The 14162-nt window shown below is 67.3% G+C and carries 16 protein-coding genes; 7 read left to right on the forward strand and 9 right to left on the reverse strand.

Annotated features, from left to right (window positions below):
- The first annotated feature begins 209 nt into the window (after positions 1-209).
- Together QXZ94_RS12050 and QXZ94_RS12055 are read left to right on the forward strand one after the other, a co-directional pair.
- The gene (locus QXZ94_RS12050; protein WP_172113982.1) at positions 210-509 is read left to right on the forward strand and encodes a DUF3572 domain-containing protein; all 300 of its coding nucleotides are present in this window, start codon (positions 210-212) and stop codon (positions 507-509) included.
- Positions 509-1813, forward strand: a complete 1305-nt coding sequence (locus tag QXZ94_RS12055) for a DNA polymerase IV (RefSeq protein WP_315720584.1) — start codon at positions 509-511, stop codon at positions 1811-1813. The genes QXZ94_RS12050 and QXZ94_RS12055 overlap by 1 nt, the downstream gene beginning before the upstream one ends.
- Positions 1814-1821: 8 nt before the next feature.
- Here QXZ94_RS12055 and QXZ94_RS12060 read toward each other — a convergent pair whose 3' ends face one another.
- Positions 1822-2679: a cell envelope integrity EipB family protein gene (locus tag QXZ94_RS12060; protein WP_315720585.1), complete on the reverse strand. Its 858-nt coding sequence runs from the start codon at positions 2677-2679 to the stop codon at positions 1822-1824.
- Positions 2680-2884: 205 nt separating this feature from the next.
- Here QXZ94_RS12060 and QXZ94_RS12065 point away from each other — a divergent pair, with 205 nt between their 5' ends.
- The 4 genes from QXZ94_RS12065 (at position 2885) to QXZ94_RS12080 (ending at position 5929) form a co-directional block, all read left to right on the forward strand.
- Positions 2885-3352, forward strand: coding sequence for a RidA family protein (locus QXZ94_RS12065; protein WP_315720586.1), 468 nt, complete (start codon positions 2885-2887; stop codon positions 3350-3352).
- A gap of 30 nt (positions 3353-3382) precedes the next feature.
- The gene (locus QXZ94_RS12070) at positions 3383-4135 is read left to right on the forward strand and encodes a glycerophosphodiester phosphodiesterase (protein ID WP_315720587.1); all 753 of its coding nucleotides are present in this window, start codon (positions 3383-3385) and stop codon (positions 4133-4135) included.
- Between the two features lie 99 nt (positions 4136-4234).
- Positions 4235-5443: a GNAT family N-acetyltransferase gene (locus QXZ94_RS12075; protein ID WP_315720588.1), complete on the forward strand. Its 1209-nt coding sequence runs from the start codon at positions 4235-4237 to the stop codon at positions 5441-5443.
- A gap of 60 nt (positions 5444-5503) precedes the next feature.
- Complete coding sequence (locus QXZ94_RS12080) at positions 5504-5929, forward strand: HIT family protein (RefSeq protein WP_315720589.1); 426 nt, start codon at positions 5504-5506, stop codon at positions 5927-5929.
- Here QXZ94_RS12080 and nadC read toward each other — a convergent pair whose 3' ends face one another.
- The 8 genes from nadC to QXZ94_RS12120 form a co-directional block, all read right to left on the reverse strand.
- On the reverse strand, positions 5930-6778 hold the full coding sequence (gene nadC / locus QXZ94_RS12085) for a carboxylating nicotinate-nucleotide diphosphorylase (RefSeq protein ID WP_315720590.1): 849 nt from the start codon (positions 6776-6778) through the stop codon (positions 5930-5932).
- Positions 6775-8328 carry an L-aspartate oxidase gene (locus tag QXZ94_RS12090; protein ID WP_315720591.1) on the reverse strand — a complete coding sequence of 518 codons (1554 nt, stop codon included), beginning with the start codon at positions 8326-8328 and terminating at the stop codon, positions 6775-6777. Before QXZ94_RS12090 ends, nadC begins: the two co-directional genes overlap by 4 nt.
- Positions 8325-9311 carry a quinolinate synthase NadA gene (gene nadA, locus QXZ94_RS12095; protein ID WP_315720592.1) on the reverse strand — a complete coding sequence of 329 codons (987 nt, stop codon included), beginning with the start codon at positions 9309-9311 and terminating at the stop codon, positions 8325-8327. Before nadA ends, QXZ94_RS12090 begins: the two co-directional genes overlap by 4 nt.
- A 68-nt stretch (positions 9312-9379) precedes the next feature.
- On the reverse strand, positions 9380-10336 hold the full coding sequence (locus tag QXZ94_RS12100; protein ID WP_315726213.1) for an NrtR DNA-binding winged helix domain-containing protein: 957 nt from the start codon (positions 10334-10336) through the stop codon (positions 9380-9382).
- Positions 10333-10830, reverse strand: coding sequence for a tRNA (N6-threonylcarbamoyladenosine(37)-N6)-methyltransferase TrmO (gene tsaA / locus QXZ94_RS12105; protein WP_315720593.1), 498 nt, complete (start codon positions 10828-10830; stop codon positions 10333-10335). The genes QXZ94_RS12100 and tsaA overlap by 4 nt, the downstream gene beginning before the upstream one ends.
- Before the next feature lie 67 nt (positions 10831-10897).
- Entirely contained in the window at positions 10898-11242 is a 345-nt protein-coding gene (locus QXZ94_RS12110; protein ID WP_315720594.1) for an AzlD domain-containing protein, read from the reverse strand.
- Positions 11239-11985: an AzlC family ABC transporter permease gene (locus tag QXZ94_RS12115; RefSeq protein WP_315720595.1), complete on the reverse strand. Its 747-nt coding sequence runs from the start codon at positions 11983-11985 to the stop codon at positions 11239-11241. The genes QXZ94_RS12110 and QXZ94_RS12115 overlap by 4 nt, the downstream gene beginning before the upstream one ends.
- 101 nt (positions 11986-12086) lie before the next feature.
- Entirely contained in the window at positions 12087-13031 is a 945-nt protein-coding gene (locus QXZ94_RS12120; RefSeq protein WP_409998743.1) for a transglycosylase SLT domain-containing protein, read from the reverse strand.
- A 195-nt stretch (positions 13032-13226) separates the two neighbouring features.
- Here QXZ94_RS12120 and QXZ94_RS12125 point away from each other — a divergent pair, with 195 nt between their 5' ends.
- The gene (locus QXZ94_RS12125) at positions 13227-14162 is read left to right on the forward strand and encodes a glycine reductase (RefSeq protein ID WP_315720597.1); all 936 of its coding nucleotides are present in this window, start codon (positions 13227-13229) and stop codon (positions 14160-14162) included.

Raw genomic sequence — 14162 nt, forward strand, 5'->3', positions numbered from 1 at the left:
CCGAATCACTGACACCGGCATGTCCTCCGGTGGACCTCTGTCCACCGCACCTGATCTAATTCAAACTAGCCCCAGATTCGTTCAAAGCTGTTAAGGCGGCATTCCATCTTTGCCCGAGATGGTTTCCACTTGCTTGAACCCGCTTCGAAGACTCGGGCATGATGCGCGCAAAGTAGAGACGACAAGTTAATGGAAAGGCAAATGCGCCGTTGAAAAAGCCCGTTCGAAATCCGCGCGAAGTCGCTGAAATCGTTGCAGTTCAGGCCCTCTCTTTCCTCGCCGGGGAACCGGAGCGGCTGGGCCGGTTCCTGGCCGAGACCGGGATTGGGCCGGAAACGCTGCGATCCTCGGCCGCCGACCCGCAATTCCTGGTCAGCGTGCTCGATTTCGTGCTGCGCGACGACGAGACGGTAAAGGCTTTTGCCGCCCACTCCAAGTTACATCCGACCAATATCATGGCAGCAAGGCAGGTATTGGGCGACCGGCAGTGGGAGCGCGACGTGCCGTGATGCCGCCAGCGCCAGAGGGAGCGTCGCACGCGGTCAGCGGGCCGACCTGCTTCTGCCGCGACTGCCTGTCGGATCTCGCCTCCAGCGCGCGCCGCTGCACCGCCTGTGGCTCGCCGCGCCTCGTCCGGCACCGCGCTTTGCCCCAGCTGACGCTGGCGCATATCGACTGCGACGCCTTCTATGCGACCGTCGAGAAGCGCGACAATCCCGAAGTGGCCGACCGGCCCGTCATCATCGGCGGCGGCAAGCGCGGCGTGGTGTCGGCCGCCTGCTATATCGCCCGCACCTATGGCGTACGCTCGGCCATGCCGATGTTCAAGGCGCTGGAGCTGTGCCCGTCGGCGGCGGTGATTCGCCCAGACATGGCCAAATATGTTCGCGTCGGCCGCGAGGTTCGCCAGGCGATGCAGGCGCTGACGCCATTGGTCGAGCCGCTGTCGATCGACGAGGCGTTCCTGGATCTCGCCGGCACCGAGCGCGTCCACGGCATGATCGCGGCCAAGGTGCTGGCGCGCTTCGCCCGCGAGATCGAACGGACCATCGGCATCACCGTCTCGGTCGGGCTGTCCTGCAACAAGTTCCTGGCCAAGATCGCCTCCGACCTCGACAAGCCGCGCGGCTTCGCCGCGCTCGACCAGGACGAGGCCGTGATGATGCTGGCCAGCAAGCCGGTCGGCTTCATCTTCGGCGTCGGTCCGGCGACCCAGCAGCGGCTGGCGAACCAGGGCTTCCGCACCATCGCCGACCTGCAGCGGGCCGACGAGATCGAGCTGATGAAGCAGTTCGGCGGCGACGGCCGCAGGCTGTGGCGGCTGGCGCGCGGCATCGACGATCGCAAGGTCGTGGCCGATCGCGGCGCCAAGACGATCTCCAGCGAGACCACTTTCGACACCGACATCCGCGACTATGCGACCCTGGAAAAGATGCTGTGGCGATTGTCGGAGAAGGTGTCCGCGCGCCTCAAATCGAGCCAGCTCGCCGGCTCCACCATCACCTTGAAGCTGAAGACGGCGGATTTCCGCCAGCGCACCCGCTCGCAGTCGATCGCGGCGCCGACGCAGCTCGCCGGCAAGATCTTCGCCATCTGCAAGGAGATGCTGGCGCGGGAGACCGACGGCACCGCGTTTCGGCTGATGGGCGCCGGCGTCAGCGCGCTACGCCCGGGCTCGGAGGCGTCCGACACCGATATGCTCGACCGCCGCTCGGCCTCGGCCGAGCGCGCGATGGATGCCTTGCGAAAGAAATTCGGCCAAGCCGCGGTCATCCGCGGCATCGCCTATGACGGCCCGGAGCCGACCGAATGACGACGCGGTCAGTTGCTGCAGGACTTGGAATCCTTGGCGTCCTTGACGTCGAACTTGCCGAGCGCGCCGGAAATGACGAAGTCGTTGTAGTCCAGCACGAGCGCGCGCGAGACGCCGTTCTCGTAGAGCTCGAACGACATCGCATAGACCGGCGTCTGCTCGCCCTCAGTCCGCTTGGCATCGCGGTCGTAATAGCTGACCGTCACCGGCCAGCGCGTCATCGTCTTCATCTCGTTGTTGTCGGTCGAGGCATCCGGCTTGGCGGCGGCCTTGTCGCCCGGCACGGCCGCGCCGATGACGGTCAGCGTGTTGTAGACCTTCTCGCCATTGTCGGAGCCGTCATAGACCGACAGCTCGAGCAGCGACTTGCCTTCGCGCGCGGCAGCAATGATGCGCTGGATCTGCTCGGTCGGAAACACGGTGGAGCCGTCGAGCGTGAAGGTCTTCGCCTCGGGCTGCTTGAGCTTGACGGTGATGTGATCGCCGGTGCGCTCGGCCATGCCGTCGACAGGGCTCGAGGCCTGGTCGTTCATTCGCGAGTCGATCTTGAAGCGATAGCTCTTGCCCGCACCGTCCTCCCACGCCGTCGAGCGCAGATCGCTCAACGTCACCTTGCCCTCGCCGAGATCGAGCTCCGAGACCTGGCGGAATTCCGAGGTGTAGCCGGTACAGGCATTGCCGGTGAAATTGTAGAGGATGCGGCCCCGCGCGCTGTTGACCGGACTCGATCCGCGCGACTTCACGAGGCTGAGATCATAGAGCGCCTGGTGCGGCAGGAACGGCACGCCCGCCCCGGCCTGCGCCGGACCGAACGTCATCGCCGCGAGGGCGAGCGCTCCCATCGACAGTCGAAACGAATGAGCCATGAGTTTTCCTCGGGGGACGTATCGTTAAAGCGTCACATTAGAGACCGCTGCAATACGTCGCAACTGCGGCTGTCTCACGGATACGTGCGCTCCATGCGCCGGAATCGCGCCGGTGCCGGCTGCTTGCATGTCACTGGCAACTGCGCCAAACAGAGCGGCGGTCCGGCACGGGACCGGTTTTCAGGCGACAGGACAGGGATTTGAGATGGCGGGTACGGTCGAACAAAATCTGACGGCACAGGGCATCACGCTGCCGGCACCGAAGGCACCGGTGGCCAATTATGTTCCGTTCGTGCGCACGGGCAATCTGCTGTTCGTCTCCGGGCAGGTCTGCCTCGGCGGTGACGGCAAGATGATCGCATCCGGCAAGCTCGGCGGCGGCGTCTCGCTGGAGGATGGCTATGCGGCGGCGAAGGGCTGCGGCATCAACCTGCTGGCGCAGGTGAAGGCGGCCATCGGCGATCTCGACAAGGTCGTGCGCGTGGTCCGTCTCGGCGGCTTCGTCAATTCGGCGCCCGACTTCCTCGACGGCCCCAAGGTGCTCAACGGCGCCTCCGACCTGATGGTCGCCGCCTTCGGCGACAAGGGCCGTCACGCTCGCACCACCGTCGGCGTGTCGGCACTGCCGTCGGACGCGGCGGTGGAGGTCGAAGGCGTGTTCGAGGTCGAGTGAGCTCGAAACTGGGAAGAATGGACGGGGCGAATGCGCGCACCTGACTGGCTGACGGCCCGCCCCGTCGCCCATCGCGGCCTGCATGATGCGGCCAGCGGCATCATCGAGAACATGCCGGCCGCCGCGCGTGGCGCCGTCGCCGGCAATTTCGCGATCGAATGCGACATCCAGCTGTCGGCCGATGGCGAGGCGATGGTGCATCACGACTACGAGCTCGGCCGTCTCACCGAGGGCTCCGGGCTGCTGATCGAGAAGACCGTCGCCGAGCTCAAGGCCATCCGCTTCAAGCAGACCGACGAGCGGATGATGACGCTCAATGACCTCTGCGACCTGATCGGCGGACGCGTGCCGCTGGTGGTCGAGGTCAAGAGCACCTTCCAGGGCGATCATCGCCTGGTCCGGCGCATGGCCGAGGTTCTCGCCTCCTACTCCGGCCCGGTCGTCGGCATGTCGTTCGATCCCGACCAGGTCCGCGCCTTGCGCGAGACCATGCCGAACCTGACCCGCGGGATCGTCGCCCAGCGCACCTATGAGGACGGCTATTGGGCCAAGCTCACGCAGGAGCAGCGCGACGGCATGCTGCACCTCAAGCACGGCATGAGCACGCGGCCGCATTTCGTCGCCTATTGGGTCGAGCAGTTGCCGGCCCCTGCCCCCTGGATCGCGCGCCACGTGTTCGGCTGTCCGCTGCTGACCTGGACCGTCCGCACGCCGGAGCAGCGCGCCACCGCCGCGCGCTATGCGGATCAGATGATCTTCGAAGGGTTTACGCCGGAGACGTGACGTCGGTCTTGAAGTCGGTGCTGCGATGCACGATCTTGAGCAGAGCAATCCGGACGTCTCCGGCGAGCGTTCCTTGCCAGACGCTTTTTCAAGGGTTCGATGGCAGCACCTGAGATCACGCTCGAAGCCGTTCCCGGGATCAGCGAGATCCCGGCCGAAGCCTGGGACGCCTGCGCCAATCCAGCCGGCCGCCTGCCGCCCGGCTCATCCGCCGCCTGCGGCCCATCGTACAACCCGTTTGTCTCCCACGCCTTTTTGTCGGCCTGCGAAGCCTCCGGCTCGGCGACGATCCGCACCGGCTGGGCGCCGCGGCATCTGGTGGCGAAGCTCGGCGACGAGGTCTTCGGCGTCGTCCCCTGCTATCTCAAATCTCATTCGCAGGGCGAATATGTCTTCGACCGCGGCTGGGCCGATGCCTATGAGCGCGCCGGCGGCCGCTACTACCCGAAGCTCCAGGTCTCCGTTCCCTTTACGCCGGCGACCGGGCCACGGCTTTTAATCCGACCCGGCCAGGACCGGGACGTCGTTGGCAACGCGCTCGCCCAAGGTTTGAAGGCGCTGTGCGGTATCAGCGAGGCCTCCTCCGTCCACGTCACCTTCGCCCGGCAGGCCGAGTGGGAGCTGCTCGCGGCGCAAGGCTTCCTGCAGCGCACGGACCAGCAGTTCCACTGGCACAACCAGGGTTTTTCCACCTTCGACGATTTCCTGGCGACGATGAACTCGCGCCACCGCAAGTCGATCAAGCGCGAGCGGCGCGATGCGCTGGCGGCCGGGATCACCATCCATTGGCTGACCGGCAAGGACATCACCGAGGACGCCTGGGACGCGTTCTTCGACTTCTACATGGACACCGGCTCGCGCAAATGGGGCCGGCCCTATTTGAACCGCAAGTTCTTCTCGCTGATCGGCGAGAGCATGGCGGACGACGTGCTGCTGGTGATGGCCAAGCGCGAGGGACGCTGGATCGCGGGCGCGATCAACTTCATCGGCTCGGACACGTTGTTCGGCCGCAATTGGGGCGCCATCGAGCACCACCCGTTCCTGCATTTCGAGGTTTGCTACTACCAGGCGATCGATTTCGCGATCCAGCACAAGCTCCGCGTGGTCGAGGCCGGTGCGCAGGGCGAGCACAAGATCGTGCGCGGCTACCTGCCGCAGACCACCTACTCCGCCCACTACATCGCCGACCGCGGCCTGCGCCGCGCCATCGACGACTATCTCAAGCGCGAGCGCGCCTATGTCGAGCAGGCCGGCCGCGAGCTTGCTGAAGCCGGGCCCTTCCGCAAAGGCATGGACGAGCAATCTTGACCGCCGGCACGGGGCAATGAGAGTAAGGCGCGTAACGAGGAACCGCTGAAGGACCTGCCGATGACCGCCTACGATCCCCAGAACCCGTTCGCAAAGATCCTGCGCGGCGAATTTCCCTGCGTGAAGGTGTACGAGAACGACCACGTGCTGGCCTTCCTCGACATCATGCCGCGCGTCCCTGGTCATACGCTGGTGATCCCGAAGGCGGCGGCCCGCAACATCCTGGATATCACCGAGGAGGACTACCTCCATGTCGGCCGCGCCGTGCGGACCATCGCCCGCGCCGCCAAGACCGCGTTCGCTGCCGACGGCATCACCGTGCAGCAGTTCAACGAGCATGCCGGCGGCCAGATGGTGTTCCACCTCCACGTCCACATCATGCCGCGCCACAACGGGGATTCCCTGCTGCCGCCGGCGAGCCGCAAGGAGGATCCGAAGGTGCTGGAGGACAACGCCGCGAAGCTGATCGCGGCGCTCAAGGGCTGATCAGGCGTCGTCGAGGCCGATGTCGAGCGCGGCCGAGGAATGCGTGATCCAGCCGACCGAGATCAGGTCGACGCCTGTTGCCGCGATGGCCGGCGCGTTGTCGACGGTGATCCGGCCCGACGCCTCGGTGATCGCCTTGCCCCGGGCCATGGCGACCGCGCGTTCGAGCTCCGCCGGCGACATGTTGTCGAGCAGGACAGCGTCGACGCCCAGCGCCAGCGCCTCCTCGAGCTGCGCGAGGTTGTCGACCTCCACCTCGATCTTCACGAGATGGCCGGCACGAGCCTTGGCCCTCGTGATCGCCGCCTCGATGCCGCCGGCAATCGCGACGTGATTGTCCTTGATCAGCACCGCGTCATCGAGCCCGAACCGGTGATTGCCGCCGCCGCCGGCACGCACCGCGTACTTCTCAAGCGCGCGCAGCCCCGGCGTCGTCTTGCGGGTACAGACGATCTGCGCCCGCATCCCCTTCACGGCCGCGACCAGCGACGCCGTCGCCGAGGCCACGCCGCTGAGGTGGCAGAGGAAGTTGAGCGCGACGCGCTCGCCGGTCAGCAGCGCCCGCGCCGGGCCGCTGATGGTGGCGATCACGTCGCCGGCCGTCACGGCGCTGCCGTCGGGCCGAACGATCTCCATGCGGACCTCGGGCGAGACCGCCTGGAACGCGCAGCGCGCAACCTCGAGCCCGGCGATCACGCCTTGCTGGCGCGCTCGCAGCTTCAGGGAGGCGCGCTGCTCGGCGGGCACGATCGCATCCGTGGTGATGTCGCCGGCGCGGCCGAGATCCTCCAGCAGCGCCATGCGCACCAGCGGCTCGTAAAGCAAGGGCGAGAGAGGATTGAGGGTCATGCGACGACGCTCCTGAGAGAGGGACGCTCGGTCTCGGCGATCTCCCGCGCGGCGGCGATCGCGGACGACCATGTGAAGCGGGACGGCTGCGCAACGGGCAGTGTGTCCGGACAATCGGTGCGGCAATGCCCGCCGCGGCTCTCCGCGCGCGCGAGGGCCGCAACCGACATCATCAGGCCGACCAGGGCAGGATCGGCCGCAGCCTCTGCTCCCAGCGCCAGCGGGAGCAGGCTCCGGATCGCGACTGTCATCCGATCGCGGTCGCGCAGCACGCCGAGCGCATTCGACAGCAGCGGGCGTACCGCTGCGGGATCGGATGCGGCGGGGATTGCTGCGGCCTCTCCGGGCTTGGCTGCGCGTCGCGGCGAGCCGGCCACGCTCTCGGCCACCCATTGCGCGCAGACGATGGCTTCCATCAGCGAGTTGCTGGCGAGGCGGTTGGCGCCGTGCAAACCGGTGCGGCTGACCTCGCCGCAGGCCCAGAGACCATCGACGGTGCTGCGCCCCATCGCATCCACGGCGACGCCGCCCATATGGTAGTGCACGGCCGGCCGCACCGGGATCGGATCGACGGCCGGATCAATCCCGGCCATGCGGCAGAACGCGGTGATGACGGGATAGCGCGCGGCGAACGCCGCGCCTGGCTTCTCCCGCGCATCGAGGAACGTCCGGTGACCCGCCGCGCGATGACGCCAGACCGCCCGCGCCACCACGTCACGCGGCGCGAGTTCGGCGCCGGTCTCGGCGGCCATGAAGCGCGTGCCGGCCTCGTCGATCAGCACCGCGCCATCGCCGCGGATCGCCTCGGTCAGCAGCGGCAGCGGCCGCGACGGTCCGTCGAAGGCGGTGGGGTGAAACTGCACGAATTCGAGATCGGACAGCACCGCCCCTGCCCGCGCCGCCAGCGCCAGTCCCTGGCCGAAACAGCCGGAGGGATTGGTACTGTCGAGGAAGAGACCACCGATGCCGCCGGTCGCGATCACGACGCGCGCCGTGGCGAGCACGAGCGGCTCCTCGCCGCGCACCGCGAGCACGCCCTGAATGGCATTGTCAGCGACGATCAGCCGGCGCGCTTCGACGCCTTCCAGCAGCGTCACCGACGGACAGCGCCGGACGGCCCCGATCAGCGCACGCATGATCTCGCGCCCCGTTCCGTCGCCGGTGGCGTGGACGATACGGTTGCGGCTGTGCGCAGCCTCCAGGCCGAGGCGCCAGCGCCCGCTCGCGTCGCGATCGAACGCAACACCGTGCTGCGCAAGGCGCTCAACCGCCGCCGGCGCCGCATCGATGATGCGGCGTGCCGCGGCTTCATCGCACAGGCCCGCGCCGGCAAGGAGGGTGTCCTGCAGATGCAGCGCCGGCTCATCGTCACCGCCGACAGCGGCGGCGAGGCCGCCCTGCGCCCACATGCTCGACGCCTCGGCGCCGAGCGGCGACTTCGACAGCAGCACGACGGGCTCTGGCGCGAGTTGCAGCGCGGTCATCAGTCCGGCGGCACCGCCGCCGATGATCACGGGACGACCCATGAGTTGCGAGAGATCGATGCTCATACCGCCAGCATCCTTTCCACCGAGCGCCGCGCGCGCTCGGCCATCCCTGGATCGATCGTCACCTCATGCGTGTTGGTCTCGAGCGCATGACGGATGTTCTTCAACGTGATCCGCTTCATGTGCGGGCACAGATTGCATGGCCGGATGAACGCGATGTCCGGATACGAGACGGCAACGTTGTCGCTCATCGAGCATTCGGTCAGCAGCACCACCCGCGCCGGCCGCCTCGCGCCGACATAGTCGGACATCGCCGCGGTCGAGCCGGCGAAGTCGGCTTCCGCCACCACCTCCGGCGGGCATTCCGGATGGGCGAGCACGGTGACGCCGGGATGATCGTCACGCAAGGTGCGGACGTCCTCGGCGGTGAAGCGCTCATGCACTTCGCAATGGCCGTTCCAGGCCGTGATCCTCACCTTCGTCTGCGCCGCGACATTGCGGGCCAGATACTCATCCGGCAGCATGATGACGTGATCCGTGCCGAGCGACTCCACGATCTCCAGGGCATTCCCCGACGTGCAGCAGACATCGGACTCCGCCTTCACCGCGACCGACGTGTTGACATAGGCGACCACCGGCACGCCGGGATGGCGCGCGCGCATCAGCCGGACGTCGGCGGCGGTAATGGATTCCGCGAGCGAGCAGCCCGCATCGAGGTCCGGAATCAGCACCGTCTTCCCGGGATTGAGCAGCTTCGCCGTCTCCGCCATGAAGTGCACGCCGGCGAGCACGATCACCTCGGCGTCGACCTTGGTCGCCTCGCGCGCCAGCAGCAGGCTGTCACCGACGATGTCGGCGACGCCGTGGAAGATCTCGGGTGTCTGATAGTTGTGCGCGAGCACCACGGCGTTGCGCCGCCGCTTGAGCGCCAGGATGGCTTCGACATCCTCTTCAAAGACGGCCCATTCGGGCGGAGGGATCACACGCCGCAGGCGGTCAGGAAGCGGCAACGTCGGCGCGATCGCGGGCAGAACAGTCTCGGCCATTTATACTCTCCATGAGCATAAGATGGCTTATACTTATCCTGAGCATAAGTCGTGTCAAGGGCTGGAGATCACGACCGCGAGAGCGGCAGCTTGGTTCCGACCACCGCGCGTTCGGCGAGCACGCCCTGGCGGAAGCGAAACAGCTTGGCCGGCCGGCCGATCGTGTCGGCCGCCATTGCGCCTGTTTCTTCAACGAGTTCCTGCTGCTCGATGAGGCGGCGAAAGTTCTGCTTGTGCACCAGCCGGCCGGCCAGCGCCTCGACGCTGCGTTGCAATTGCAGCAGCGTGAATTCGTCCGGCATCAGCTCGAACACGACCGGGCGATATTTGATCTTGGCGCGCAGCCGGGCGATGCCGGTGGCGAGAATGCGGCGGTGATCGCCCGTCATCGCGCGGCCGGGCACGGCTGCTTCGCCGCCCTGCTCGCGCACGCTTTCCGGGATCAGCGCCGCCTCGTACAGCAGTTCGTAGCGCTGCAGCGCCAGCTCCTCGTTCCATTCGCGGCCATCGAGGCCGAAGGTGATGGCGGCACGGCGCCATCGCGTCTTCTGCAGCGCCGGCTCATCGGCTGAGCGCGCCCAGGCCTTCAGCTTCGGCGCGATGATCTTCGCCAGGATAGCCGGCGGTCCGTCGCGATGATCCTCCCAGGGGAAGTAGTCGTACCAAGACGACCATTGCGCATCGCCGCCCTCTCGCCCCTCCTCCTCGCGCGTCAGGCCGAGATAGCTGATGGAGATGCGGTGCGGCGCCTCGGGATCGCCCGAGCGGCCACGATCGGCGAAGGTGTAGAGCTGCTCGACATAGCCGAGGGGATGGCCGGTCTGCGCCTCGACCCAGGCGCGCAGCCCCATCTGCAGCGAGCGGTGCGCAAACTGAAACGGCCCGCTCGGCAACGCCGACGCGTGCTCGATCGTCATGATCCGGGGATCGCCGTCGGTCACCGCGACCAGCACGGCAACGAGATCAGCAGTGATCGCATCCAGCGGAGTCACGGTCTTCTGCGGCCGCTTGTTCACGTTGGCTATCGAGCTCCGCCATTGTCGTTGTCGCCAGAACCCGGCGCCTGCGTGAACACGCAATGATCCGGCTTGAGGTCGATCAGCGGCGTCTCGTCGAGGCAATCGAGCCCGCGCACCAGCACGGTGCTTCCCTCCAGCGCGACGAAGCGGACCGTCGACACGCCGATCGGATTGGGACGCACCGGGGAGCGCAGCGCGAAGGTGCCGCGGGTCTCGCCGTCATGGTGGCGCGGGCTCTGCCTGACGAGGTCGCGGCGGGCGCGGTTGAGCCAATACAGCACCTGGAGATGGCCGAAGGCGTCGATGCCCTGCAGGGCCGGGACCCACGGCTCGAAGATCTCCAGCCGGCACACCGGCCCCTCGAAGCTGCCTTGACGCGGCGTCTCCAGCCGCGAGGTCCAGGGCGTGCGGATGCGGCCGATGAAATACAGCGTGGCGTCGCGCGGCAGCGGCACGTCGACGGCGACTTCGCCCGGGCGTAGATCAGTGTCTGTGGTCATTCCGGAATCCTCAGGTCTTCCGGCAATCTAGCCGAACGCGGTGGCGCCGCAATTGCGGCCGCGCAATTCAGCCGAGCCACCATTTGCCGGCCAGCATGACGGCCTCGCCGCAGACCACGCCGGCGAAGATCGAGCGGCGCATCGCCAGGAAGGCGGCGAGGCCGGCGACGACTGCGCCATAGCGCAGGCCCCAGGGCACGCTGGCGAGCGCCCCGGGCGGCTGCACCAGGATCTGGGCGATGACGCCGGCGAGGATTGCGGTGGCGACCGCCTTGACCCACATCAGCAGGTCCGAGCCCTCATCGAGGCCGCTGCCGAACCACAGGCCGAGCAGGCGCCAGATCTGGTTCGGGATCACGCCCGCCACCAGCAGCACCACGAGCGCGTGCCAGTCGCCGATGAAGTCGCTCATGCCGCCTCCCGTCGCTCGCGCCATTTGTGGACGCCGAAGGCGAGCGTGCCCGCGACCACGCCGCTGACCAGGATGTCGACGCCGCTGTTGAGCTGCGCGGCCACCGGATAGAGCACGAGTCCGAGACCGAGCGCGAGCACGTCGGCGAGCTCCTTGGAATTGCGCAAGGTCGAGAACAGGAACGCCAGCGGCGTCAGCAGCAGCACGGCGGCGCCGAAGGTCTGCGAGAGGTTGGCGGCCAGGAGATAGCCGATGATGGTGGCGACCAGCGCCACCCCCATCAGCCCAGTGCCGAGCCCATGCACGAAAGCGATGCGGCGCTCGCGCGGCACATGCGGCAGGAAGCGATAGCATTCGACCCACAAGGTTACCGCGGTGAAATGCGCGATCAGCACCAGATGCCGCCGCTTGGTGTCAGGCGAGCGGATCAGCGGCAGCACCGCCACCACCATCGGAAACAGCCGGATCGCGCTCATCGTGACTGCGATCGCCGACTGCAGGATGGTCTGGCCGGAGCCGAGCGTCGAGACCAGGATGATCTGCGCCGGTCCGGCCCATACCAGCACCGTGCTCAGGATCGCCCAGAGCATGCTGAAATGCGTATCGTGCGCGAGCGCGCCGATGCCGATGAAGGTGACGAACAGCACCAGCGACAGGATGGTGGCCGACGTCGCGCGCAGCCCCCAGCGGAACGCCTTGAGCGAGCCTTGCCATTGCGGAGAATCGAGTGGGGGAAGTGTCACGGGCGGCCCAGCGGAACGGACCGCGATAAGGCTGGCGAAACCGCTCCGCGTCAACCACCACCACGCGCGCGCGGCTCTGCACGCGGCGCAAGCCGTCCACGTCAGGCCCGGTTGCGCAGCACGAAGCAGGCGCCGCCGGCGCGGCGGATGCGGTTGCAGAGCGCGTCCGCCTCAGGCCGGGTCTCGGCGCCGATCCGAACCTGGTAGAAGGCGCGGTTGCCGCGTGAGCGCATCACCGACGACAGCAGGCTCGGGTCGCGATCGCCGATCACCGCGCCCAGCCCCTTGATGGCGCGCGAATACATCGAGAGTGCCCGGTTGCGGTCGAAGCCGGCGGCGAGCTGCACGCCCCAAGGCTTCGCGGCCGACAGCGCGACGTGCTGCTCGAGCTCTCTGACGAACGGGTTGGGTGCGCGCTTCAACAGCGCCATCAGCTGACGACACGATGTGGGCGGCGGGTTCGGTCGCGCCTTGCCGCCCTTCCCCGCGGCAGCCCAATCGTCGACCGACGCGCCGGTGATGGCCGAGACGTAGTTGCGCGTCTCCCAGGGCATCTGCCCCTTGCCGGCAAGCCAGTCCTGCACCCGGCGGGGACCGGCATTGTAGGCCGCGGCGGCAAGACCGAGATTGCCGAACTGATTGCGCAGCTCGGCCAGAAACTCCGCCGACTTCGGCAGGGCCTGCACCGGGTCGAACGGATCGAGCAGCTCGCGCTCGCTCGCCGTGCCCGGCATGAATTGCGCAATGCCCTGGGCACGCTGGCCATTGCGCGTCACCGGCCCGACGGCATCGGTCTGGAAGCGGCTCTCCTGCCAGATCACACGGGCAAAGAATTCGAGCGGCAGGTCGTTCGCCTTGGCGGCGGCTTCGATCATCAGGCAGATCGCCTCGCGCGTCCCGCTCTCCTTCGGCTCGGCCGGTTTGTCGTCTTCCTTCGCGCCCGCGGACGTCGCGCCTCCGTCCCCCGACCCTGCCGGCGCCCCGTCCGCCAAGGGCCAAACGGTCTCGCCCTCATTGGCGGCGACGTTACCGGTCGTCGCGACCATGAGGCAGACAACGACACCGAGAGCTGCCGAGATCGAAATATGCATGAATACGATGAAGAACGGTCGGACCGATTGCCGGCGAGCCCAATTGCCGACAGACAAAGCTTCAGGGCCGCCCGGGTTCCAACACGCGACGCCTTGACACGCACCGCCGCGCCGCTAGCAATCGGGCGATCGCTTCAGGAACGCAAGCCAATGACCGCAGCCACCGACGACAAGCTCGGTTTCGCTCCCGAGGAGGCCGCCCCGCTGTCCTACATGGCGCGGACGCGCGACTATTATCTCGCGATCGGCTATGACACGCCCTACCGCTGGGCGCACTACACGTCGGCCCCGTTCCAGCCACTGCGCAAGCCGCTCGCGCAGTCCCGTGTCACCCTCATCACCACGGCCGCGCCCTACGATCCGGCGAAAGGCGATCAGGGGCCCGGCGCGGCCTATAATGGCGCAGCCAAGTTCTACCGGGTCTATGACGGAGACACCTCGGCGCAGCATGATCTGCGCATCTCCCACATCGCCTATGATCGCGCGCACACCTCGGCCGACGATTCCGGCACCTGGTTTCCGCTGCCGCAACTGATACGGCTCGCACGCGAGGGCCGCATCGGCGCCATCGGACCGCGCTTCTTCGGCGCGCCGACGAATCGCAGCCAGCGTGTGACGATCGAGACCGATGCGCCGGAGATTCTCGCGCGCTGCCGCGCCGACGACATCGACGCCGTCGTGCTGGTGCCAAACTGCCCGGTGTGCCATCAGACCGTCAGCCTCGTGGCACGGCATCTCGAAGCCAATGGCATTGCCACCGTGGTGATGGGCTGCGCCAAGGACATCGTCGAGCATGCGGCCGCGCCGCGCTTTCTGTTCTCGGACTTCCCGCTCGGCAATTCCGCCGGCAAGCCGCACGACACCGCGTCGCAAGCCTTCACGCTCGAGCTCGCGCTGCGTGTTCTGGAAAGTTCACCAGCCGCACGGACGACCGTGCAATCACCATTGCAGTGGAGCGACGACCACGGCTGGAAGCGCGACTACAGCAACCCCGCCATGCTCGCTCCCGAAGAGCTCGCGCGGCGGGGGGCCGAGTTCGATGCACAGAAGGCGATCGCGCGGGGCGTTCGTGCGACATCGACCTAG

The organism is Bradyrhizobium sp. SZCCHNS2022 (assembly GCF_032377575.1).
GTDB lineage: Bacteria > Pseudomonadota > Alphaproteobacteria > Rhizobiales > Xanthobacteraceae > Bradyrhizobium > Bradyrhizobium aeschynomenes.